This is a genomic window from Streptomyces halobius, from assembly GCF_023277745.1.
Classification (GTDB): domain Bacteria; phylum Actinomycetota; class Actinomycetes; order Streptomycetales; family Streptomycetaceae; genus Streptomyces; species Streptomyces halobius.
Genome location: NZ_CP086322.1, coordinates 6,288,673 through 6,312,883, shown reverse-complemented (window position 1 = coordinate 6,312,883; position 24,211 = coordinate 6,288,673). Strand labels below are relative to the sequence as shown.

Annotated in this window: 12 protein-coding genes; 6 read left to right on the top strand and 6 right to left on the bottom strand. The window is 70.6% G+C overall.

What is annotated here, in order from left to right; genetic code table 11:
- Positions 1-16: 16 nt before the first annotated feature.
- The 3 genes from K9S39_RS28680 to K9S39_RS28670 form a co-directional block, all read right to left on the bottom strand.
- Complete coding sequence (locus K9S39_RS28680; RefSeq protein WP_248866243.1) at positions 17-1,441, bottom strand: S28 family serine protease; 1,425 nt, start codon at positions 1,439-1,441, stop codon at positions 17-19.
- 132 nt (positions 1,442-1,573) lie between these two features.
- Complete coding sequence (locus K9S39_RS28675) at positions 1,574-5,518, bottom strand: ABC transporter ATP-binding protein (RefSeq protein ID WP_248866242.1); 3,945 nt, start codon at positions 5,516-5,518, stop codon at positions 1,574-1,576.
- 437 nt (positions 5,519-5,955) lie between these two features.
- On the bottom strand, positions 5,956-8,823 hold the full coding sequence (locus K9S39_RS28670) for a discoidin domain-containing protein (RefSeq protein WP_248866241.1): 2,868 nt from the start codon (positions 8,821-8,823) through the stop codon (positions 5,956-5,958).
- Positions 8,824-9,030: 207 nt separating this feature from the next.
- Here K9S39_RS28670 and K9S39_RS28665 point away from each other — a divergent pair, with 207 nt between their 5' ends.
- The 6 genes from K9S39_RS28665 to K9S39_RS28640 all read left to right on the top strand — a co-directional run bounded on the left by K9S39_RS28665 (position 9,031) and on the right by K9S39_RS28640 (position 20,667).
- Positions 9,031-9,912, top strand: a complete 882-nt coding sequence (locus tag K9S39_RS28665) for an ATP-binding cassette domain-containing protein (protein WP_248866240.1) — start codon at positions 9,031-9,033, stop codon at positions 9,910-9,912.
- The gene (locus K9S39_RS28660) at positions 9,884-12,007 is read left to right on the top strand and encodes a YhgE/Pip domain-containing protein (protein WP_248866239.1); all 2,124 of its coding nucleotides are present in this window, start codon (positions 9,884-9,886) and stop codon (positions 12,005-12,007) included. The genes K9S39_RS28665 and K9S39_RS28660 overlap by 29 nt, the downstream gene beginning before the upstream one ends.
- On the top strand, positions 12,004-12,711 hold the full coding sequence (locus tag K9S39_RS28655; RefSeq protein ID WP_248866238.1) for a TetR/AcrR family transcriptional regulator: 708 nt from the start codon (positions 12,004-12,006) through the stop codon (positions 12,709-12,711). Before K9S39_RS28660 ends, K9S39_RS28655 begins: the two co-directional genes overlap by 4 nt.
- A gap of 469 nt (positions 12,712-13,180) precedes the next feature.
- A complete protein-coding gene (locus K9S39_RS28650) occupies positions 13,181-13,567 on the top strand; it encodes a WXG100 family type VII secretion target (RefSeq protein WP_248866237.1) in 387 nt (128 codons plus the stop codon).
- A 215-nt stretch (positions 13,568-13,782) separates the two neighbouring features.
- A complete protein-coding gene (locus K9S39_RS28645) occupies positions 13,783-18,264 on the top strand; it encodes a toxin glutamine deamidase domain-containing protein (protein WP_248866236.1) in 4,482 nt (1,493 codons plus the stop codon).
- A gap of 117 nt (positions 18,265-18,381) precedes the next feature.
- Positions 18,382-20,667 carry an SUKH-4 family immunity protein gene (locus tag K9S39_RS28640; protein WP_248866235.1) on the top strand — a complete coding sequence of 762 codons (2,286 nt, stop codon included), beginning with the start codon at positions 18,382-18,384 and terminating at the stop codon, positions 20,665-20,667.
- Between the two features lie 113 nt (positions 20,668-20,780).
- Here the strand turns inward: K9S39_RS28640 and speB are convergent, their stop codons facing one another.
- The 3 genes from speB to K9S39_RS28625 all read right to left on the bottom strand — a co-directional run bounded on the left by speB (position 20,781) and on the right by K9S39_RS28625 (position 24,153).
- Positions 20,781-21,749: an agmatinase gene (gene speB, locus K9S39_RS28635; protein WP_248866234.1), complete on the bottom strand. Its 969-nt coding sequence runs from the start codon at positions 21,747-21,749 to the stop codon at positions 20,781-20,783.
- A gap of 158 nt (positions 21,750-21,907) precedes the next feature.
- On the bottom strand, positions 21,908-22,255 hold the full coding sequence (locus tag K9S39_RS28630) for a CU044_2847 family protein (protein WP_248866233.1): 348 nt from the start codon (positions 22,253-22,255) through the stop codon (positions 21,908-21,910).
- Positions 22,252-24,153, bottom strand: a complete 1,902-nt coding sequence (locus K9S39_RS28625; protein ID WP_248866232.1) for an SUMF1/EgtB/PvdO family nonheme iron enzyme — start codon at positions 24,151-24,153, stop codon at positions 22,252-22,254. Before K9S39_RS28625 ends, K9S39_RS28630 begins: the two co-directional genes overlap by 4 nt.
- Positions 24,154-24,211: the final 58 nt, after the last annotated feature.

Sequence of the window (24,211 nt, the reverse complement as noted above, 5' to 3'; positions counted from 1 at the left end):
GCGGTCGCCGCCTCGCTTACGGCCGGAGCATCGGCATCCGCCGGATCTCCCGCTTGTCGAGCTTCTTGTCGTACGGGAGGTGCGGGGCTGCCTTCTTGTCCCCGGGGGCCTTGACGCCGGCCCAGTCGAGGAGTTCGGCGGTGGCCTTGGCGCGGTCGGCGCCCTTCAGCTTTTCGATGTTCGCGCCGTGGTTGCCGCCGGGCACCGTGAACACATAGGAATCCCGGGCGCCCGCGCCGAGCTCGAAGTGCTCCGAACTCCACGGGTCGTACTGGCCGTTGACGAACATCATGCGGTGGGCGTGGTGCCGCACCCAGTTGTCGATGTCGGGCATCGCGCTCTTGTCGAAGGCCATCGGTATGTCCTTCGGCACGAATGTCCGGGAGTTGTTGATGCCGGGGTACTTCAGCAGATCCTTCACATTCGGGTACTGGTATCCGGGCTCGCCGAGCTGGGTGCCCGCCTGGTAGTAGTACGGCGTGTACCGCTCCATTCCCTGGTCGGTGTAGCTGTCGAAGCCGCCGACCTCGTCCATCCATTTCCACAGACCGTCGGTGGAGACGGTCGGCTTGGGCACCTTCGCACAGGCCGTTTCGGCCGGCTGGTATTGCCAGAAGCCGAACACCAGGTCCGTGACCATGACTTCATAGGCCCGGTCGGCGTTGCCGATCTGCTGGAAGGTCTGCTTCTCCTTGTCCGCCCACTTCTGGAAGCGGTCGACCATCTCCTCGCGGCGCAGCAGCGCCTCACGCTCGATGGCGGCGAGGTCGGCACGGCACCGGGCGGTCCCGACGGTCCGGAAGAACCGGTCGTACGCCGCGTCCTCGTCGTTGTCCACGTCGTTGGGTGCGACATAGGCGACGGTGCCGTCCATGTCGTGCGGGAAGAAGCGGCGGTAGTAGGTCGCGGTCATACCGCCCTTGCTGCCGCCGGTGGCGATCCAGTTCTTGCCGTAGATGCGGTGCAGTGCTTTGAAAAGGCGGTGCTGGTCATTGGCCGCCTGCTCGATGTCCAGCTTTTTCCAGTCGGCGGGATCGGGCCGCGACGGGACGAAGTAGCGGTATTCGAGAGAGACCTGATTGCCGTCGATGAGCTTTGTCGGCTCGCTGCGGCTCGGTTTGGTGCTGACGTTGTAGCCGGAGGTGAAGAACACCGTCGGGCGGTCCACCGACTTGTGCAGCAGGGTCAGCCGCTGCTGGAACGTCCCGTTCTCGGGGTGCCGGTGGTCAATCGGCTGGGTGTAATTCAGGACAAAATAGCGATAGCCGTCGACCGGCTTCTCTTCGGTGAGACTCATTCCCGGTATCGCGAGGATCCGGTCCTTGATGTCCTTGGTCTTCTTCGGCCCGGCGGCGGTGGCCGCCCCTGCCGCGGTGCTGCCGGCGCCTACCGTGCCTATGAGCACGACGAGCGAGAGCAGCCATCTGATGGCCTTACGCATGCACCCTCCCTTTGGGATAGCAAAGGTCGGGCCGAACCTATCGGCGACTCCCGGACACCACCAGCCCCCGTGAGGCGGATGGCGGTACCCCCCTAAAGGGGGGGTACCGCTCCGGTTTACCGGTGTCGGATGTCAGGCCACCAGCGACTCCGTCTCGCCGGTGAAGGTGCGCCACAGCCCCGCGTAGCGGCCGTCGCGGGCGAGGAGTTGGGTGTGTGTGCCGTCCTCGACGACCCTGCCGTGGTCCATGACGACGACGCGGTCGGCGCGGGCGGCGGTGGTCAGACGGTGGGCGACGACAAGCGTCGTGCGGCGGCCGGTGAGGCGGTCGGTGGCCTGGTTGACGACGGCCTCGGAGGCCAGGTCCAGGGCGGCGGTGGCCTCGTCCAGCAACAGCACGTCCGGCTCGACGAGTTCCGCGCGGGCCAGGGCGAGCAGCTGGCGCTGGCCCGCGGAGAGGTTGCGGCCCCGTTCGGCGACCTCATGGAGGTAGCCGCCCTCCAGGGTGGCGATCATGGCGTGCGCGCCGACGGCCCGCGCGGCCGCCTCCACCTGGGCGTCGGTGGCGTCCGGGCGGCCGTAGGCGATGGCGTCGCGGACCGTGCCGGCGAAGAGGTAGGACTCCTGGGGGACCACGCCGAGACGGCGGCGGTAGTCGGTCAGGTCCAGTTCGCGCAGGTCGGTGCCGTCGACGCGGACGGCGCCCGAGGTCGGGTCGTAGAACCGGGCGACCAGCTTGACGAGGGTGGACTTGCCGGCGCCGGTCTCCCCGACGAAGGCCACGGTCTGGCCGGCGGGGATGGTCAGGTCTATGCCGTCCAGGGCCTGGTCCGTCCGGTCGGCCGGTGCGTCACCCGCTTGGCCGCCATAGCGGAAGTCCACGTTGTCGAAGGTGATGTCACCGCGCACTGCGGGCACGGCGCGCGGCTTCTCGGCGGGCGGGGTGGTGCTCGGCTCGCGCAGCAGCTCCTGGATGCGGCCGAGCGAGACGGATGCCTGCTGGTAGCCGTCGAAGACCTGGGAGAGCTGCTGGACGGGCGCGAAGAACAGGTCGATGTAGAGCAGATAGGCGACCAGCGCACCGGCGGTGAGGGTGTTCGAGCCCACCCGGCCGGCGCCGACTGTCAGGACCAGCGCCGCCGCGACGGACGACAGCAGCTGGACGAACGGGAAGTAGACGGATATCAGGAACTGGCCGCGGAGCCGGGCCTGGCGGTAGGCGTCGCTGCGGGCGGCGAACCGCTCCATGCCGCGCCCCTCGCCCCGGAACGCCTGGACGATCCGCAGGCCGGACACGGCCTCCTGGAGGTCGCCGTTGACGACGCTGATCCGCTCGCGGGCCAGCTCGTACGCCCGCACGCTCTGCTTGCGGAAGAAGTACGTGCCGATGATCAGCGGCGGGAGGGTGGCGAAGACGACGAGGGCCAGCTGGAGGTCGATGGCGAGGAGGGCGACGAGTATGCCGAAGAAGGTCAGTATCGAGACGACGGCGGTGACCAGGCCGGTCTGGAGGAAGGTGGACAGCGCGTCCACGTCCGTCGTCATCCGGGTCATGATCTTGCCGGTCAGTTCGCGCTCGTAGTAGTCGAGGCCGAGGCGCTGCAGCTGGGCGAAGATCTTGAGGCGGAGGGAGTAGAGGATCCGTTCGCCAGTGCGTCCGGTCACCCGGTTGGCGCCGACCTGCGCGGCCCACTGGGCGAGCACGACGGCCAGGGCGAGCGCGGCGGCCGTCCAGACGCCGGCCAGCACCCCGCGTCGGACGCCCTCGTCGATGCCCTGCCGGATCAGGACCGGCACCAGCAGGGCGGCGATGGCGTCGACCGCGACCAGCGCGAGGGCGAAGGCCAGCGGGCCGCCGAAGCCATGCAGCAGTCTGCGCAGGCCGTAGGAGCGCTCGGGGCGCACGGCCTGGTGCTCGTCGATGTCCGGTGTGTCGGTGGCCGGCGGCAGCGCGGCCACCTGGGCGAGCAGCTCGGGGGTCGGGGGCAGGCCGGCCATCGCGGCGGCGGTGCCGGGACCCGCCGCGACGGCCGCCGCGGGGACCGGACCGGCCGCGCCCGCCTCGGCGTCCTGCTCGCGGCGGACCCACAGCTCGGGGGTGATGGTGCCGGACGATCCGGTGCGGGCGGGTTCGGCGGCCTCCGCCTCGCCATCGGTCACGCCGGTCGCCGCCGTGTACTCACCGTCGAAGGGGCCACCGGCCAGTGCGCCGGCCGGGTCGTGCTGGACGGCGCCGAGCTCCTCCGGGTCCGTCAGCAGCCTGCGGTAGAGGGCACAGCGGCCCTCCAGTTCCTCCTGGGTGCCGATGTCGACCAGCCGCCCGCCGTCGAGGACGGCGACCCGGTCGGCGAGCGCCAGGGTGGAGGCACGGTGCGCGATGAGCAGGGTGGTGCGGCCCGCCATGACGCCGCGCAGCGCCTCATGGATCTCGTGCTCCACCCGGGCGTCGACCGCGGAGGTGGCGTCGTCCAGGACCAGCAGACGGGGGTCGGTGAGGATGGCGCGGGCCAGGGCGACGCGCTGGCGCTGGCCGCCGGAGAGGGTGAGTCCCTGCTCGCCGACCTTGGTGTCATAGCCCTCGGGCAGCTCGGATATGAAGCCGTCGGCCTGGGCGGCGCGTGCCGCGGTGCGCACCTGCTCATCGGTGGCGTCCGGGTGGCCGTAGGCGATGTTGTCCCGTATGGATTCGGAGAACAGGAAGCTGCTTTCGGGGACCAGCCCGATGGCGGCCCGAAGGGATTCCAGGGTCAGATCGCGGACGTCGTGGCCGCCGACCAGGACACGGCCCGCGGAGACGTCGTAGAAGCGGGGCAGCAACAGGGAGACGGTGGATTTGCCGCTGCCGGAGGTGCCGACGACGGCGACGGTCTCGCCCGGCTCCATACGGAGCGAGAAGCCGTCGAGGACGGGGCGGGCGGTGCCGGAAACGGGGTACTCGGAGGGGGCGGCGCCCCAGCCGGGCCGGCCGTCTTCCTCGTCCGCGGCACCCCCGTCGGGCCCGCTGTCCTTGGTGTGCAGCGGTGCGTACGCGAAGGTCACCGCGTCGAATGCGACGGTGGCCGGGGCATCGGCGGGCAGCTCATGCGCGTCCGGGCGCTCCTCGATCACCGGCTCGGTGTCGATCAGCTCGTAGACCCGCTCGACACCGGCCCGTGCCTGCTGGCCGACGGTCAGGATCATCGCCAGCATCCGCACCGGGCCGACGAGCTGCGCGAGATAGGTGGAGAAGGCGACGAAGGTGCCGAGGGTGATCTGTCCCTGGGTGGCCATCCAGCCGCCGACGGCCAGCATGGCGACCTGGCCGAGCGCCGGCACGGCCTGCAGGGCGGGGGTGTAGCGGGCGTTGAGGCGGACCGTCCGCAGCCGCCCGGCGAACAGCCGGCGGCTGGCCTCGCGCAGCTTGCCGGTCTCCTGCTCCTCCTGGCCGAAGCCCTTGACGACACGGACGCCGGAGACCGCGCCGTCCACGATGCCGGCCACCGCGGCGGCCTGGCCCTGGGCGTACCAGGTGGCCGGGAAGAGGCGGGCACGGCTGTGCCGGGCGATGAACCACAGGGCCGGGGCCACGGCCAGGGCGACGACGGTGAGCAGCGGCGAGAGGACCGCCATCACGACCAGGGAGATCACGAAGAGCAGGACGTTCCCGATCGTCATCGGGAGCATGAACAGCAGGCTCTGGATGAGCTGCAGATCGCTGGTGGCGCGGCCGACGACCTGGCCGGTGCTCAGCTCGTCCTGCCTCCGGCCGTCGAGCCGGGCGATCGAGGCGAACATCCTGGTCCGCAGGTCGTGCTGGGCGTCGAGGGCGAGACGGCCGCCGTAGAAGCGGCGGATGTAGGTGAGGACGTAGACGGCGATCGCGGCGAGGACCAGCAGGCCGGCCCAGGGGGCGAGGGGCCGTTGGTGCGTGACGATGACATCGTCGATGATCAGCTTCGGGATGAGCGGGACCAGCGCCATGACGGCCATCCCGGCGAGCGAGGCGCCGAGCGCGAGCAGCACATCCTTTTTGTGCCGCCAGCAGTCGCGGGCCAGCCGCCGCGCCCAGCCCTGTCGTTCCGCATCCGTGCCCGCCACGCGCTTCCTCCCACACCTCAACCTTGACGCAAGGCACCAACGTTGTCGCGGGCGGATTTCATCCCGCCGCAACGATCCGGACCGCGTCGGGCGGCGAAATCAGGGTTCGACCCTGACGTGGCATCGGGGGTGCGTCAGGGGCGTATGGGGGTTGTCCCTGATGGTTCCGGGGCCGGGTGACGGTCACGCTGAGTGACATGAAGAAACGGAATCGCCGCCGGGCCGCGGTGGCACTCGCAGGCGGCGCGGCCGCCACGCTGATCTCAGGTACGGCCACGGCAGCCACGCCACCGGCACTACAAAAGCGCATGGCTGTACCTCTCGCCCGTCAGCCGGCAAACAACCAGGCGGACACTCCCCATGACGTCGGCGTGCACACCCTCGGTAACGGCCGGGTGTCGCCTTACGGACACCCGCCGCTGCCCAGACCGGAACGCTCATTGCGCTTCCGGACGGGCCACCGTCAGCTCCGTGATCCCGGGGTGCGTCTTCGCGTCGGCGGCGCCGCGCACCGTGACCCGTACGTAGCGGGCCGGCGTCCGGCCGCCGTAGCCCGTGCCGTACCACTCCTTCCCGTCGCGCGAGACCTGCACGACGTAGGACTTCGGACGGGTCGCGTTCCAGTGCGGGGTGATCTGCCCGACCTGCCGGGTCCGACCCAGGTCCACGGTGAGCGTGCCGGTTGCGGCGTCCGGTACCCAGGCGGTAGTGGTGTTGCCGTCGACCGCCGCGGCCGCGTACAGGCCGGGTTCCTCGGAGGTCGCTCCGGCCGGCCTGCAACGGGCGGCGTTGGTGGTCGGGTTGAGGTCCGGGCGGCGGGTCTTGAGGACGGCGGGGACACCCCGGCTCACGATCTTCTCGCCCTCCGGCGAGTCGATCCGCATCGGGGCACCGGCGGTCAGCCGCACGGTGGTCTGGTGCGCGCCGAGCGCGATGTCGTACGTGCGCCCCTGCCAGCGCAGTCCGCGCAGCGTGACGCCGTCGGAGAGCTGCGGCGGCAGCATCGGGTCGAGCCGCACCCGGTCCTCGCGCAGCCGCAGGCCCGTCAGGCCGTGGGTGAAGGTCTGCAGGAAGCCGCCCTTGCCGGTGAGGAAGTCCTGCGCGGGTTTGCCGGCGAGCGGGTCACCGGCGCCCGCCTTCGCGCCGCGCGCCTCGGAGAACTGCGCGAACGGCCCGCGGACGAACGGCTTGATGGAGCGCAGCAGGTAGGTGTAGGTCGAGCAGCCGGGCTCGCCGATGCCCGCGGCGTCGATGGCGTGCACCGAGTCCGTCATGGCGGGGCCGTCCGGGTCGGTGCGCGCCGCGTAGTAGTCCAGCGTGGCGGCCGCCTGCCGCTGCGACATCGGCCACTCCAGCGGGTACATCAACAGCACCGTGTCCGCCTGCTTGATGGTGCTGCCCCGGTATCCGGCGTACTGCTCGAAGACCTTGCGCCGCGCGTCGTAGGGGATCCGCAGATTGTCGGCGATGGTCTTCCAGGAGGCCGGGGCCGGCTCACCGAGCAGGGCGGCGGCGCGGGTGGCGTGCCGCAGCGCGGTGGCGGCGCCGGCGTTGGTGAACACCGCGTCGTCGACACCATTGCTGTATTCGTCGGGCCCGGCGACGTTCTTGACGGAGTAGCTGCCGTCGGCGTTACGGGTGGCCCGCGAGGCCCAGAACGCGGCGATGCCCTTGAGAACCGGCCAGCCGCGGGACTTCAGCCAGCCGGTGTCCTTGGTCGCCAGGTAATACTGCCAGGCGGCGAGGGCGATATCGCCCATGAGGTGGTTCTGGGTCCGGCAGTGCGGCGGGTCCCAGCTGTGGCACTCGTTGCGCAACTCGCCCTTGCTGCCGCTGGTCCAGGCGTAGAACAGCCCGTCGTGGCCGAGCTTCCTGGCGTTGGCGCGGGCGCCGTCCCGGGTCCGGTAGCGGTAGTCGATCACCGACCTGGCGAGTTCGGGGTGGCTCGCGAGCAGCCCCGGGTACATCCAGGTCTCAGCGTCCCAGAAGATCTCACCGGCGTAGTTGTCGCTGGTCAGACCGGTGGGGGCAATGCTGTTGGCGCTGCCGGCGCGGGTGCTGGACAGCAGACCGTACTGCGCGGCCCGCACCCAGGACTGCAGCTCGCGCTGCCCCTTCACCACGATGTCGCTGCGCCACAGCCGCTGCCAGGCCGCCGTGTGCCGGGCGAACAGCGCGTCCCACCCGTGGCTCGCGGCCCGGCGCGAGGCGGCGGTCGCGGCGGCGCGCGGGGTGCGGGAGGTGAGTGCGGTGTCCACGCCGACGTACTTGGTGAGTTCGTACGAGCGCCCGCTGCGAACGGGGAAGGTCACCTTCTGCCGATTGCTCAACTCGGCCGGCCGAGGCTCCTGTCGGGTGAGCTTGGCGTGGATCTCGGGGCCGGGGCGCAAAGTGGAGGCGACGGCACCGTCGACCTGGGTGCCGTCCGTCCGGAACGCGACGTCCATCGTCGTGCCGGGCCTCTTGGCGCCGTGGGTGGAGCCGGTGGTGGAGCCGGTGGTGCCGGGAGCCTGCGACATCCGGCGGGCGCCGCGTCCGTCGAGGGTGTCGGTGACGGTCGCGGCGCCGCTCCAGTGGGGTGTCATCCGCAGCCGTACGGCACCGGTGTGGGCGTCGTTGCGGTCCACGAGGACGTCATAGACCAGATCGGTGGCGCGGCCGTCGGCGGCCGTCCAGGTCAGCGAGGTACGGAGGAATCCGCAGCGCAGGAAGAGCGTCTGGCGGTAGTGGGAGATCCGGCCGGGTGCGGTGGCGGAGGAGAAGGTCTCCGAGCGCGGGCCGCCGGTGGTGACGTCGAGCGTGGTCCAGGTGGGGATCGCCGCGACGGCCTGTCGGCCCTCGACGTTCTCGGGCCCCTTGGCATACAGCCCGGAGACGAACGACCCGTCGTATTCCGGGGTCTTGAGCGGCCAGCCGGTCGTGCCGCCGGGGGCCGCGTATCCGGCGCCGTTGGGCGGTACCCGCTGTCCGAGATAGCCGTTGCCCACGAAGGCGTGGTGACGGTCCTCGGGGTCGATGCGGGTGGCGGTGGCCGTCCAGCCGTCGTCCCGGCCGCCCTGGCGGCCGCCGGTGCCTTTCGCGCACGGTCCGGGCGAGGTCTGCGGCGCCACGGTCCCGGCCGCCGCCGGCCGGGGCATCGTCCCCGGCGCCGAAGCGGGCGCGAGCGTCGCGACGAGGGCTCCGGCGACGAGCGGGACGACCAGCCTGCGCGAACGGCGAGCCGACGGCCTCGCCGGGCGGCCGGTCGGGCCGTCTGCCGGGCGGTCCGTGGGGTGATCCGTCGAGCGATTCTTCGGGTGCGCCATCGAGTCCTCCGTGACGGCACCTTAAGGCGACGCCCCGGCCCGCCGCAGGGGCACGACAGAAACACGCCAAGCGGGCCGCCGGGGAGCCGCCGCGCTCGGCAGATCACTGAGCGGCGGCGCTCGCTCGCCATATGGCCCCGATTGGCCAATAAGGCCACGCGTACGGCACACTTTTAGACTGACTAGTCAGACCAAAGGAGGGGTGTTGTGGACACCACCCGTCAGGGAGCGGCGGTCAACGCCAGGGGAATCGGGGTCGAGGGCCCACGCGGATGGGCTTTCAGAGCTGTCGACATCTCCGCGGAACCGGGCTCACTGATCGCCGTGGAGGGCCCCTCGGGCTCCGGCCGCACCTGCCTTCTGCTCGCGCTCACGGGCCGGATGCGGATCACCGAAGGCGCGGCGACGGTCGCCGGGTTCCCCTTGCCCAAGAGGATGGGGACGGTGCGCGGCCGTACGGCGATCGCGCACGTACCGGGCGTCGCCGACCTCGAACCGGCTCTCACAGCCGGCGAACATCTCCAGGAACAGGCCCTGTTGGGCCGCCGGCTCACCGGGTCACTGATCGGCTCCCTGCCATGGAGCCGCCGCCGCAAGGACGCCACCCGCGCGCGGATCGACGCCGCGCTGGCGGCCGCCGGCCTGGACCCCGCCACCCTGCCGAAGGGCCTGCGCACGGCCGTCCGTGATCTGGAGCGCCTCGAAGCGCTGCGGCTCTCGATCGCGCTCGCGGTGATGCACGGCCCGCGCCTGCTGGCCGTCGACGACGTGGATCTCAAGCTCTCCGCGGACGAACGCGCCCTGGCCTGGCGGCTGCTGCGGGACCTCGCGCTGGCGGGCACCACCGTCGTGGCCGTGGGCAGCGACGCACCGGCGGACGCCCTGATCGTCCGTACCACCCCGGCCGACGCCCGCAGCGGCGACGCGCAGGACAGCGCCGCTCCCGGCGCCCAGGACACCTCCGATTCCCGCGCCCAGGACACCACGACTCCGGACGCCCAGAACACCACCGCCCCCGGCCAGAAGGGCCCGGCCCACACCGACGAGGAGGAAGCAGCGCATGCGTTCGCCGAAACTGGCCGCGCTTGAGCTCAGGCGTTTCGGCAGGGGAAAGCTCCCCCGACTGGGCCTTGTCGCCCTGATGCTGATCCCCCTGCTCTACGGAGCCCTCTACCTCTGGTCCTTCTGGGATCCCTACAGCCGCCTGGACAAGATCCCGGTGGCCCTCGTCAACGAAGACCGGGGCGCCACCGCCGACGGCAGGAAGATCACCGCGGGCGCCGAACTGGCCGACAACGTCAAGGACAGCAACACCTTCCACTGGGAGGAAGTCAGCGCCGAGGACGCCGCGAAGGGCGTCGAGAACGGCACGTACTACCTCTCCCTGACGGTCCCGAAGAACTTCAGCAAGCGCATCGCCTCCAGCTCCGGCGACAATCCGCAGACCGGTGCGCTCCAGGTCCGCACGAACGACGCCAACAACTACATCGTCGGCTCGATATCGAAGACCGTCTTCTCCGAGATCCGTGCCAAGACCTCGGCGAAGTCGTCGCGGACGTTCCTCGACAAGATCTTCGTGTCGTTCTCCGATCTGCACGACGAGACGGAGAAGGCGGCCGACGGGGCCGGGGAGATCGACGAGCACCTGGGCAACGCCAAGGAGGGCTCCGGCGACCTCGCCGACGGCCTCGGCAAGCTGAACAAGGGCTCCGGCGATGTCAGCAAGGGTGCGGGCGATGTCAGCAAGGGCACGGCACTGGCCGTCAGCAAGGCCCGGGAGCTCAGCCAGGGCGCGGGCAGGGTCGCGGACGGTACGCAGGAACTCGTCGAGAAGGCCGGCGGCCTCGCCAAGAAGGATCTTCCCTACCTCAAGAAGCACGCCAAGGAGCTCGCCGAGAGGGCGAAGGTCGTCGTCCGCGTGACCGAGGCGCTCGACGACATCCTCGACAAGCTGCCGGATCCGGACACCGTCGCCAAGGCCGCCACGCAGGCCCGCAAGAACGCCGACGACGCCAAGGCCCTCTACCAGGAACGCTGCGACGGCCTTGTCTCCACCGACCCCGGCTGCCCCAGGATGAAGGAGATAGCCGAGAACGGCGCCGAGGCCGCCGACTCGGCGGAGAAGGTCCACAGCGACATGGCCGGGCTGGACGAGCGGCTGCGCGACGAGCTGCGCACCGCCCACGACGGGGCTGTGCTGGTCGCCGAGCAGTTCCCGACCATCGCAGAGGACGCGGACACCGCGCTCCGTCAGATCAACCAGCTCAACGCCGGTGCCCACAAGGTCGCCCAGGGCGCGGACAGGTTCGCCGACACCCTCGGCACGCTCGCCACCGGTGCCGGCAAGGTGGCCGACGGAGCCGGTCAGGTCCACAACCGCGTCGGCGACGCCAAGGACGGCGCGGACAAGCTCAACGGTGGCCTGTTCAAGCTCAAGGACGGCACCAACCAGCTGGCCGACGAGCTGGAGAGCGGCGTCGACAAGATCCCGGACTACGACAAGAAGGACCGCGACGCCCGCACCGAGGTGATGGCCGACCCGGTCGAGCTGGCTGCCAAGTCGATGCACAAGGCGCCCAACTACGGCACGGGACTCGCGCCGTACTTCATACCCCTCTCCCTCTGGGTCGGCGCGATGGTCGCGTTCATGCTCTTCGCCCCGCTGGGCAAGCGCGCACTGGCCGCCGGCGCGCCCGGCTGGCGCATAGCCCTCGGCTCCTGGCTGCCGGCGTTCGCGATCGGAGTGGCGCAGGTGCTGGCCCTGATGGCCGTACTCCACTGGGGCCTCGGCCTGGAGATGGCCCGCTCGGCCGGCACGATCGGCTTCCTGCTGCTGGCCACCGCCTGCTTCACGGCGGTCATCCAGCTGCTGAGCGCATACTTCGGACCGGCCGGCAGGGTGCTCACCCTGGTCGTTCTGATGCTCCAGCTGACCTCGGCGGGCGGTACGTACCCGGTGCAGACCAGCCCCGGTTTCTTCGCCGCCATCCACCCGTTCCTGCCGATGAGTTACGTCGTCGACGGTCTGCGCCGACTCATCACGGGCGGCGATACCGCCATCGTCTGGCAGGGCTCGGTGGTCCTGGCGGCCTTCACCCTCGGCGCGCTGGCGCTCACCGCTCTCGCGGCGCGCAGCCGGCAGGTCGTACGGATGAAGGATCTGCATCCGGAACTCAGCCTGTGAGCATCCGCTCCGGCCGTGGGGGCGGTGCCGGCAACGGCACCGCCCCTGGGGCCCGTCTCTGCGCCGCGGCAGCCCCTCGCCGCGTCGCCGCCACCGGCCCCCGTCGCGAGGCCACCCGGCGCAAGCTCTTCGAAGCCGCCGTCGCCCTCATCGCCGAACAGGGCTTCTCCGCCACCACCGTGGACGAGATCGCCGACCGCGCGGGCGTCGCGAAAGGCACCGTCTACTACAACTTCACCAGCAAGAACGTCCTCTACGAGGAGCTCCTCCGGGACGGTATCGACCTGCTGGCCGACTCCCTGCGACAGGCCGAGCAGACCACCGCGGCGGAGGGCGGCAGCCGGGTCGACGCCCTGGACGCGATGATCCGGGCCGGTCTGGACTTCTGCGCCCGCTCCCCGGCCCTCACCCAGCTCTACGCCGCCGAACTCTGGCGCACCAACCGCACCTGGCGCGCCACCGTGAAGCTGGTGCGCGGCCGGGCCCTCGCCGTCGTCGAATCCGTCCTGCGGGACGCCGTCGCCACCGGCGAACTCACCGAAGAACTCGATATCCCGCTCACCGCCTCGGCCCTGTTCGGGATGGTCCTGGTGGCCGCCCTGGACTGGCAGACCTTCCAGCCGCACCGCTCGGTGGAGGACGTACATGCCTCGCTGTCGCGACTGCTGCAGGGACGGGTGAGCGGGGGCGCGCAGCGGACTTGACGGCGGTCGGCGGGGGCCGAGGGCGATCGCGTCACCTCCTCACCCGTCACGACGCATGTGCCGGTCACGACAGCCATGGTGGTGACGTGCGGCCCGCTGGACGCACGAGGTTGACGCCGGGGCATGTCACCGGGCGCCAACCGCGCGCGGCGCTACGGGAATCCGGCGGAGCCGGGGGAAGCGCGAGCGGACCTTGACGGACGCATGATGTGCTGCTGATGCGCCCCGACGAAGCCATCCCGTCCGGACGAAGCCATTAGCTGCCTGAGGCAGTTGCCTGTCCAGGAGCCGGCCACGCGGCCATCACCCCACCCCCCCTCCATTGCGACGGCTTGACGGGCCGTCTGGCCGATCCGTCGGCATCGGTGACATCCCTGTGACAGTCGCGGCCTTGAGGCGCCACGGGCGCCCGCGACTAAAATTCGTGATGTCAGTGCGGTACGTGACGAGCTCTCGATCGGGGGAAGTTATGGCCGGGGACGGACTGCAAGCGGACATCCCGTCGCTGAAAGCCGGCGGCAAGGACTTCACCAGCGTCGGCCGGCGCTATCAATCCGCGGTGGACAAGCTGCAGAACGGGCTGATTGGCCTGGAGGGCGACGGCACCCCGCCGTGGGGCGATGACGACATCGGCGAGAAGTTCGGTGTGGTCTACGAGGGCCTGCGGGACGGCATGTACGAATCGATGGGGCATCTGGCCGCCAGGCTCCAGGAGATCGGCGGCGCCCTGAAGAGCATGGCCGACAACCACCAGGACGGCGAGGACTTCAATGACTCGCTGATGAAGCGGCATGTCGCCAACGCCGAGGCCGACAGCAAGATGATCAGCAGTCTCAAGTCACCCCACACTGCCTGAAACGTCACTCCAGACGCCTGAAGCATTACCCCGCACCGTCTGAAGCATTACCCCGCACCGTCTGAAGCAGCCGAACAGGCCCGAGGAAACAGCGCCCTTGCCTGAGGCCCCGTAGGCGCCTGAGGCACACCGCCCGCCGGCACGCCAGGGGGCGAGGGGGCAACGCCCCGCCCCCGCTTCATCGTCGCTTCGCCGTCCTACGGGGGATTGCTGCCATGTCACTCATGCTTCCGGACTGGCTCGAATGGGTCCTCGAAATGCTCGGCTACGACTGGCCGACGGGTGACGAGGACAAGATGATGGAGTCCGCCAACCAGTGGCGGGAATTCGCGGCGGCGGTAGAGCAGTTGCAGTCGGAGGGCGTCACAGCCGCCGGCAACGTGCTGTCGATGAACTCCGGCGACAGCATCGACGGCTTCAGCACGACCTGGGAGAAGTTCTCCGGCAACGGCTCGGGCTACTTCGATGACGCCCGTACGGCCGCCGAGATGATCGCCGTGGCACTGGATCTGGGCGCCGGGATCATCATCGGGATGAAAGTCGCGGTGATCGCCCAGTTGGCGATCCTCGCGGCGGAGATCATCGCGGCACAGGCGGCCGCTCCCTTCACGCTGGGGCTCTCCGAGATCGGCGCGGCAGGCGCCACCCAGGCCACCCGCATGATCGTGCGCCGCATCCTGAAAGAGGCGCGCGAGGCGCTGGTCGAGGCGATCATGGAGACGCTCAAGGAGCCGGCCATCTCCGCGCTGGAGGCGATGATCTCCGACGCCATCGCACAGGGCGTGAACATGAACTTCGGGGCCCAGAAGGGCTTCGATGTCGGCCGCAGCCTGAAGACCGGCACGGAAGCGGGGGTGGAGGCGGCCAAGAACTCCGGCCAGACCTTCGCCGAGTCGCTGCGTGACGGTGCGGGCTCCAGGGCGGGCGGGCACGCCCGCGGCGGCCTGGATCACGCTGCCGGGCGCGGTGGGGACGCGAGCGACGGAGGCGGGGCGAGTGAAAGTACGGGAGGTGGGGGCGGGCCCGGCAGCGGGTCGGGAAGTGGGTCCGATGGTGGTGCCGGGTCCGGGTCCGGGGGCAATTCCGGTGGTTCCGGGAGCGGTGGTGACCGCGGCAGCGGTAGCGCCGGAGGCTCCGGGAGCGGGAGCAGCAGTGGTACGGGCTCCGGGAGCGGGACCGATACGAGCTCCAGCGGCGCCGGTGGGGTCGTCAACTCACCTCGCTCCACCGGCGATTCCGGCGTAGGGACCGGAGGCGGGAACGGTCCCTCCAGCACTCCCGACAGCGGATCGCCGTCCAGTGGGCCGGACGGTTCGTCCTCCGGATCCGACGGCGCCACCCCGGGCACGGACGGCAACCGCAGCGTTCCGCAGGCCCAGCCCCTGCCGCCCCCGGACCGGCGCACCGCGTTCGACGAGGGCTACACCGGGGGCAACGACCACAACCCGTACGGGTCTTCCACCACACCCGACTCCGGCGGCAACACCGACTCCGGACGTAGTCCCGAGACCAGCAGCACCCCTGACTCCGGGGCGACGCCCGACACGGGCCCCACACCGGAAGCCTCCCACCCGGGGCCCGATACGACGGGCACCCAGCCGACGCCCGGCAACACCCCGGACTCGGCCCGCCCCGCCCCGGACTCCCCCAGCACCCAGCCGGTGTCCGGTTCCTCCACGCACCCGGACGCGTCCCCGGCACCCGACACCGGACCGGCCCCTGACCGTTCCTCGTCCCCGTCCCCCACTCCGGACCAGTCCGCCCCGAGTCAGCCCACCACACCTTCCCCGGACGGCCCTTCGCGTCCGGACGCGGCGTCTCCGTCACCGCAGCCGTCGGCGTCCCCCGACCCGATCGCCGGCAACCCGCCCACCAGCGGCGACAGCTACGGAAGCAGCAGCGGCCACACCGACGGCAGCAACAGCACCACCAACGGGGACAGCTCCAACAGCGGTGGCGGCAGCCGTGTCTCGACGCCGCACCTGGGCGTTCCCTCCCAGGGCGCACCCATGCACCACACCCCGTCCTCGGGTCCGCCGGTCCAGCAGCGCGATCCGTCACCCGACGACACCACGGTCACCACCCAGTCCGCGGACACCATGACGGCGCCCCCGCCCACCCAACAGACCGCAGACCCCGGTGCCTCCACCTCGTCCGCCCCGTCCGCTCCGGGCAACCCCTCCACCCCGCAGCAGTCCCCGCAGGGTGCTCAGCCGGCCCCAGGTGGGGTGACGGGCGCGCCCACCGTGATGCCGCCGCAGGGCGGCCCCACGACGCCGAACGCCACCCCACCGCGCGGCGGCACCCCAACAACCGGCACCCCGACGACCGGCATGCCATCGTCCGGCACCCCATCGACGGGCACGCCTGCCGCCCCGTCCCACCGCCGCCCCGACGGATCCCAGCCCATCCAGGACGTCACCCAACAGCGCCGCCCGGACCGCCCGGCCTACGACCCGCGCCTCGACGGCCCACGCCAGGATCAGTCGAGCCCAGAGCCGCGCCCCGACTCCCGTACCGAACAGCCCACCCAGCCCGACCAGCCCGACCACTCCACCCAACCCGACCAGCCCGACCGGACAGATCAGGGCGACCGAGCGGACCAGGGCGACCGAGCTGATCAAGACAACCAAGCGCACCAGCCCGAGCATCCCCCGGCCTCCGAAACCCGCAACCGCGAGCGCCCCGGCGGCCTCGAAGGCCCCACCGACCAACACCAGCAACACGTCGAAAACAACGTCCCCAAAGACGACAACGGCACCCCCGAACACGCCCCGGACCCCGCACACTGGGCCGACACCATCAACAACCCCGGCCCCGACGCCCCCGGCCGCAACAACAACTGCGTCGACGCCGCCCTCGCCGCCGCCGACACCTACGCCGGCAACCCCACCGCCGCCGCCCACCGCACCCCCGACACCAACCCCGACGGCACCCCCTCCGACCACGGCGAAACCAACGGCCGCAACCGCATCGAAAACACCCTCGGCGCCCGCTTCAACGACTACGGCAACGGCCCCAACGCCTTCAACCGCCTCGAAAACACCCTCCGCAACAACGGCCACGGCTCCCAAGCCGTCATCGTCACCCAGGACAACAACGGCCGCGCCCACGCCTGGAACGTCGTCAACCACAACGGCACCATCACCTACGTCGACGCCCAAACCGGCCAACGCAGCAACAAACCCCTCCACGACGGCACCAACGGCGTCCACGCCATCCCCCTCGACACCAGCCGCCGCCCCATCAACGACCACCCCACCGACAACGACCGCACCTCCGACAACAACCGCACCCCAAATAGCGATCGACGCCCGGCCGCCGAACCGGCAGGCTCCGACCCGAACAAACGGGACCGGCCCCCGGACGACATGGACATCGACGAGGGAGGCGGCAAACGGCCACGGCTCGACCAGAACAACAACCTCGACCAGGACAACCACCTCGGCACGGACAACAACAACGACGGTCCGGAGGGGGAGACCGAGCGGGAGCGTCATGTACGGCTGAACACCAACGAGGACGGTTCGGAAGGGCCGCACCTGCAGAGCCCGCAGGGCCTCACCCCGGACCCGGCCCAGCACGATCTGCGTTCGGACGGCCGGAACCCCGTCTTCCGTACCGACACCGAGACGACCCACAACAACCTCTCGACGTGGGCCAGCCCCGATCACCCCGGCACGGATGAGCACGGTCGCAGCCCCCTGGCCCAGGTGCTGGACCGCACGGCCAGGGAGCACGGTCCCGAGGGGCGCACCACCTTCACCGAGGCCGAGCTGGACAGGGTGCTGCGGGACCCCGATTTCAGCGACCTGGGCCAGGGACAACGCGGCGCCGTCGTGGCGGCTCTCGCGCGTATGAGCATTTCCTTCCACGAGCAGCACGCCGCCCCGGTCGACCGGACGGACGAGGACGGAAAACCCACCGGCCAAACGGATCGTCCCGGCCCCGCCATTCGGGAACGGTCGGCGTGGCCGCCCGCCCACCGGCCCGGAATGATGCCCGACATCAAGGAAGCGGCCAGGGGCATCGATTACGACGAGGTCAACCAGCGCAATGCGGAAAAGGGGCTGGAAACCCATTACAAGGGCCCGGGGCTCAAGGCGCTCCTGGACGCGGCCGGCGATCACCGTCCTGATTTCACCGGGAAGAACTTCGCGGTCCTGGAAGTACAACGCCCTGATGGCTCCGTCGAGTACATCGTCGACTCCTCGATCCCCGCCGGTAAGCATGGCTTTGCGCCAGGGCACTCCGAAAAGGTGCTGCTCGCGGAGGTTGACCGGCGCAAGAGTTCGAGCGACCCGAGCCGGCATGTCAAGGTGACGGGGCTCTATACGGAGCGGGAGCCCTGCGGGAAGGGCGAAGGACACGCGAACTGCTCGAATCGGCTGCGGACCCATCCGGCGATGGATGGGGTCCCGGTGCATTACAGCACCACGTATCGCTCGGACCCGGAGGGCGTGGCGCAGCGCGACGCCCTCCGGAGAGAGTACGAACCGGAGATTCAGCGGATCAAGAACGACACCAGTCTGACGTCGGAAGAACGTGAAGCCGCGCTGAAGGAGCAGCGAGACGCCCGGGACGCGCGCACGGACAGGATCCGGACTCCGAAGGAAAGGTCCATCACCAATGAATTCAACGGATATATGAAAGGGATTGGCGACACCTGGGTGAAGGTCATTCCTCAACTGCTGTAAGCGAGGGCGGAGTAGTGGGTGAAGCCGGAGTTGTGAGTGCAGCCCGAGTAGTGGTGGCAGCCGGAGTAGCCTGCCTCGGGGGATCTCGCCGGCATCCGCACGACACATGGAGAGTTGATGCACCACGAGTCCGACCGAGGGACGACACCAGAGGCCGTCCTCCCGCAGCTCGCCTCATGGTGGCAGGACGCGGCATGGGTCCCCGAAGTGGTCGAGATCGCCGGGCCGCCACGGTCGGGCCGTACGGAAACTCTCCGACGGCTGTCCCAGGAGATTCCCGACGCCGCATCGCTGGACGCGACGGGACTGACCGTCGAGGAACTCCAGGACGCCATCTGCGAGATCTGCGAGGTGGATCTGGTCGGGGCGGCGGACGCGGACTGGTCGCCGTCGGACCGTGCCGAGGAGCGGCGGCTCGTTCTGCTGTCGAACACCCAGCGCGCAGGCCGCACCAGGCACTCGTCACACCCGCGCCGATGCGCCGATTTTCACCTCGATCACCTGGCGCGGAGCGGTGGGCTCGGCATCATCGTCGAAGTGAGCGACGGAAGCCACGAGAACGATGAAATCCGTGGCAGCGACGGGCGCGACGGCCATCGGGAGAAGCGGCGACGCTTCACCCTGGTACCCCACGCCGGGACGCCGGAGGCAATCGCATCCGAATCCGTGGTGCGGGAAATCCGTGCCCTGGCCCTCGCGGAGGGACGCCACGTCCCCATCCCGGTATGGCAGGCGTTGGCCCAGGCCCACGGGGCCGAGCACGCCACGGCCGAGCGGCTCACACAGCTCGCACAGGAACACCCCGCGCTGCTGCGTCTCGATTCCGGTCAGGTTCGGTTCTGCCATGAATACGACGCGGACCGGCTGCGCGACAGTACTCCCGTCGCATTGCGCCGCGCGGTCAACCACCGTATCTGCGCCTGGCTTCGCGCCCATACGGCCGGGCTGTACCACGCCGACGGGTGGCAGGCGTCCGGGGATATCGGTGGGTATGCCGCCACGGCATTGCCGATGCATGCGCTGCACGCCGGGGAATCGGACCTGCTGATCAACGATGGCCGACTGGCAGCAAACGTCGCCCAGGATGCGCTCCTTGACGCATTGAGCTGTATGCCCGATCCCGTACCGGGAAACTCCGGGGCCTCCGATGCCTTTTACGCACACCTGAATGGCATTGCGCCCCCGAGCCAACGCGAGTGGGCGGCCTGGCTCCACCTCATGGCCGTGGCGCGCGGCGACGCCAACAGGGCACGGGAAATCGAGAGTTCCGGCGTACGGCTTCCGTGGAAGGTGCGGTGGACGCACTGGCGGCCGCCGGGCGGTTGGCAGGCCCGTTTCACCGAGCCGGGGTCGATCGTCAGCCTCACCGCCGTACGCAAGGACAAGCGGGACCTCGTCGTGAGCTTCGGTGAGTTCACCAGGGCCATCCGCATCTGGGACCTGGAAACCGGTGAGCAGGAATTCCCCGCGTTCGCGGAAGAACTCCCCCAAGAAGTCGCCGAGTCGCTCTCCTGGCCGGGTTCCCGTACCACCCCCATCACCGCCCAACAGCTGCGTAAGGCAGCCGTTCCGTCCGGGCTGCAGGGGCTCGACGAGGATCTCCTGTCGTGTTCCCTGACGCTGGGCGGCCTACGGCTCCTGGCGGGCTCCGGAGGGATCATCGCGCTGGAATCAACCGGCTCAACGCATTCCACCGATGCAACGCATTCAACCGGTCCAACCCGTTCGACTGATCCGACGCGTCCAACCGATCCGACGCATTCAAATGATCCCACCCGTCCCGCTCACCCCGTCGAGCTCGCCCCGCTCCGGAATGAAGCGCTGGTATGGCCCTATCGCCCGGTGAACGACCCCGTGCTGGCCGAGGCCGAGCCGCTGACCCGCCAAGCGCTGGACGAGCTCTTCGGATCCGATTTCACCCAGCGCGTCCCCGCCGGGTCGCTGCCATCGGGGCTTACGGACGAAACCGCACAACGCATTCTGACCGAAATCGGCCTGCCGCCCGTCGATGTCGTGGGGCTCGGGCTGGATCCCATTGCCGAGACAGGGCTCAGGGAGGTCGCCTGGCCGGCCGCCGCCCCGGAATCCGGCCGGACGGGCCCCTTCTTCCGTATCGGGAAGTGGTGGGGCGGAACCGTCGTCATCGACGGTGGCAGCGGTGAGGTGCTCCGAACGCCGTCCGAGGACGAACCCCCTGCGTGGAGCGACGACTTCGTGGTGGCGTCGCACCTGGAGAAATTCCTGACGATGGTTCACTTCTTCACCACCGGTGTGCATATGCTCGCCGCGACGCGTAACCGCATGGAGGGTGTTTACCTGCGCGTCCATCTCGAAACGGGCCTTGAATCGCTCGACGCCCGAGGCGCGGAATCGCCCGCCTGGATGTACCAGCTGCGTTCCTAGACACGAAGCCGAAAGCCGACCGAACAGCCCGGCAGACCGACAGCCCGAAAGTCCACAATCCCGACAGCCCCCCACGGCAACCGTGGCGGGCCGTCACGATTTCGGCCGTCCCGTCAGCCCCGCGCCGCCGCGATCTGCCGGGACATGATCGTGGTGAGCTCGTAGGCCGCGTGGGAGGCGGCCACCGAGGTGATCTCCGCGTGGTCGTAGGCCGGCGCGACCTCGACCAGGTCGGCGGAGATCAGATTGCAGGACGCCAGCCCGCGGAGGATCTCCAGAAGTTCGCGGGAGGTGAGGCCGCCCGCCTCCGGCGTGCCGGTGCCGGGCGCGTGGGCCGGGTCCAGGACGTCGATGTCGATGGAGATGTAGAGGGGGCGGTCGCCGATGCGCTGGCGGAGCTGGTCGGTGACCTCGTCGACACCGCGGCGCATGACGTCCGCTGAGGTGACGATGCCGAAGCCCATCTTCGCGTCGTCGTCGAGGTCCTTCTTGCCGTAGAGCGGACCCCGGGTGCCGACGTGGGAGAGGGCGGAGGTGTCGAGGATGCCCTCCTCGACGGCGCGGCGGAAGGGCGTGCCGTGGGTGTAGGCGGCGCCGAAGTAGGTGTCCCAGGTGTCCAGGTGGGCGTCGAAGTGGAGCAGGGCGACCGGGCCGTGCTTCTTCGCCATGGAGCGGAGGAGGGGGAGGGCGATGGTGTGGTCCCCGCCGAGCGTCATGAGGCGGGCGCCGGTGTCGAGGAGGTCGTCCGCCGCGGCCTCGACGGTCTCCACGGCCTCGTCGATGTTGAACGGGTTGGCGGCGATATCGCCGGCGTCCGCGACCTGGGCGAGGGCGAACGGCGACGCGTCCTGGGCCGGGTTGTACGGGCGCAGCAGACGGGACGCCTCGCGGATGGCGTTGCCGCCGAAGCGGGCGCCGGGGCGGTAGGAGACGCCGGTGTCGAAGGGGACGCCGACGACGGCCACATCGGCCCTGGACACCTCGTCGAGGCGGGGCAGGCGGGCGAAGGTCGCCGGACCGGCGTAGCGCGGGATACGGGAGGAGTCGACGGGGCCCACGGGCCCAGGGGATGTGGTGGTCATGAGGTGGAGGGTAGGGAGGACCTCGGAATCCGCACATGGACATTTCTGCGAGGGAGGGCGGGGCCGATTCGACAGTTCGGCCAGGGACAGCTGACGGGCTGGTCACTCGGGCCGACCGAGCGACCAGCCGGAGTGCCCAGCCCGGTCACTCAGGGCGGTCACTCGGGCCGCTCACGCCGCCGCCCGGCCCCGCCGGACCAGGTGACGGTGACCTGGAGGTGGCCCTCCACCCCCGTCTTGGTGATCACCGCACCCGCCTCGGCGGTCAGCCGGACCCCGAACTGGATCTGCACCTCGTCCGGACGCTGCGCCAGCGTGCCGAAGCTGTGCAGCGCCGCGTCGGCGGCGTCCCGTACGCCGTCCAGGGCACGGTTGAAGGTGGTGGTGCCGGTGGTGATCGCACCGTCGCCACGGGAGGCGCCCACCATGCCCGACGCGTCGGGACCGGCCTCCACCGTCACCTCGCCGCCGCCGTCCAGGGGGAAGCGGAGCAGTCCATCGGTCATGGGGATCGGAACCTTTCGGGGAAGTCACGGATATCGCGAAGGGCGGGTGCGGGCGTCTCCCAAGGCCCGCGCGGCTCCGGCGGCGTATACGGCTGCGGCGACTCCCCCGGTTCGTACGGAACCAGCTCATGGCCGACGTCGGAGGCGCAGCGGAAGCCGATGGCCGGGTCGGTGTGGTCCACCCGGGCCTGCGACTGGTACGAGACCAGGCCGTACACCTCCAGCAGCTCGCCCGCGGCGCCGCCGCGCACCCCGCGGAAGTCCCGTGCGCTGCCCGCGGCGACCCATTCGTTGACGTTGCCGGTCATATCGAGCACGCCCCAAGGGGACCGTCCGGCGGGGAGGGCGCCGACCGGGGAGGTGTGGGTGGTGCGCAGCGGTGGGCCGCCGGGCGGGCCGGAGCAGCGGGCGCGGTCGAAGGCGCTGCCCCACGGGTACATCCGGTCGTCCTCCGCGCCACGGGCTGCCTTCTCCCATTCGAGCGGGGTGGGCAGCCGCTTACCGCACCACAGGGCGTAGCAGACCGCGTCGCGCCAGCTCACGGAGGTCACCGGGTGGTCGGGGGCCTCGGCCAGCGCCTCCCTGAAGCCGTGCGGTTCCGGGTAGTTCAGGTCGTCGACGAAGGCGGCGTACTGGGCGTTGGTGACCGGGGTGCGGTCGATGTCGAAGCTCCGGCAGAACACCTTGCGGGGGCGGCCGTCGGCGGTGAGCTGGCGGACCTGCTCGTCGTCCGGCGCCATCCGCGCGGTGATCAGGGCGTGCCGGGCCTGGGAGTCGCTGAGTCCGTGGACGAACGGGCCCGCCGGGATCCGCACCATGTCCGGGCCGGGCGCGCGGTCCACCCGCCGGACGAGGCGCTCATCGCATATGGGGCAGACCGTCCCGCCGGCCGTGCTCCTGCCCGGCCCCGAGCCCGCGGCCGCCTCCACGCCGATGAATCCGCAGGCCCCGCAGAACGGGCGGTAGAGGTCGCGTTCCGCGAGGGTGCCGGCCAGGTCCCCGTGCAGCAGAGTGTCCGCGATGGCCTGGGCGGTGGGGCGGTCCTCGGGGCGTGGCGAGAGCATCGCCACGACGATGTGCGCGAGCTCTTCCGGTACGTCCGGACAGCGTGCGGCCGGCTCCCGGCGCAGCGCGTCCGCGTCGCCGAGCGGCCAGTGGCCCGTGAGACGTCCGGTGAGGCACTGGTGGAAGATCATGCCGAGGGCGTAGACATCGTCCGGGGGCGCCGCCAGATCCATCCGCTCGGCGCGCTGCGGGGAGAGGTATTCGATCCGGGTGGTGACCTCCGAGAGGTCACCGGCGCCGCTGAGCCCCCAGTCGATGAGACGCACCTCGTTCGCCCTGGTCAGCAGGATGTTGGTGGGCTTGAGGTCACGGTGGCAGACCTCCGCGGCATGGGCGTGCGCGAGCGCGCCGGCGACTCCGCCGCACACCCGGGCCGACTGGCTGAGCGACAGCCGCCCGGCGGCCAGGAGTTCGGCGAGCGCGGGCCCGTCGACGTACTCCATGAAGAGCGCCGGGCCGAGCGCCACCCGGATGACCTCCGCCACCCGGCCCTCGTCCGTGTCGCGCCCCTCGCCGTCCGCGGCACCCGCCCGCGGCCCGTCCTCGACCTGCTCCAGGGCGGGCATCGCCAGCACCGGGCGGGCGGTGTACGGCGCCTGCCCGAGCCGGGCCACCGCGACCTCGCACTCGCGCAGAAACGCCTGGTCGGCCGCGCTGCCGAAGCGGGCCCGCAGCTCGCCCCGGATCCGCTTCACCGCGAGCCGCTCGCCGTGCCGGCCCTCGACCACACCGACCTCGGAGAACCCGCCCCGGCGCACCTCCCGCACCTCATGGCCGGTGCTCAGCCGGGCCCCGGGCCGCAGCCCCGCCCGTGGATCCGACTCGAATCCCATCGTCCGCTCCCGTCCCGGCCCGTAACCGCGCCGGCCTTCCTGCCCAACACCCTTACCG

Coding starts and splice junctions, on each gene's coding strand:
- K9S39_RS28645 (WP_248866236.1), top strand. CDS start 13,783: ATGTCACTCATGCTTCCGGACTGGCTCGAATGGGTCCTCGAAATGCTC.
- K9S39_RS28650 (WP_248866237.1), top strand. CDS start 13,181: ATGGCCGGGGACGGACTGCAAGCGGACATCCCGTCGCTGAAAGCCGGC.
- K9S39_RS28630 (WP_248866233.1), bottom strand. CDS start 22,255: ATGACCGATGGACTGCTCCGCTTCCCCCTGGACGGCGGCGGCGAGGTG.
- K9S39_RS28660 (WP_248866239.1), top strand. CDS start 9,884: ATGCGTTCGCCGAAACTGGCCGCGCTTGAGCTCAGGCGTTTCGGCAGG.
- speB (WP_248866234.1), bottom strand. CDS start 21,749: ATGACCACCACATCCCCTGGGCCCGTGGGCCCCGTCGACTCCTCCCGT.
- K9S39_RS28670 (WP_248866241.1), bottom strand. CDS start 8,823: ATGGCGCACCCGAAGAATCGCTCGACGGATCACCCCACGGACCGCCCG.
- K9S39_RS28680 (WP_248866243.1), bottom strand. CDS start 1,441: ATGCGTAAGGCCATCAGATGGCTGCTCTCGCTCGTCGTGCTCATAGGC.
- K9S39_RS28625 (WP_248866232.1), bottom strand. CDS start 24,153: ATGGGATTCGAGTCGGATCCACGGGCGGGGCTGCGGCCCGGGGCCCGG.
- K9S39_RS28640 (WP_248866235.1), top strand. CDS start 18,382: ATGCACCACGAGTCCGACCGAGGGACGACACCAGAGGCCGTCCTCCCG.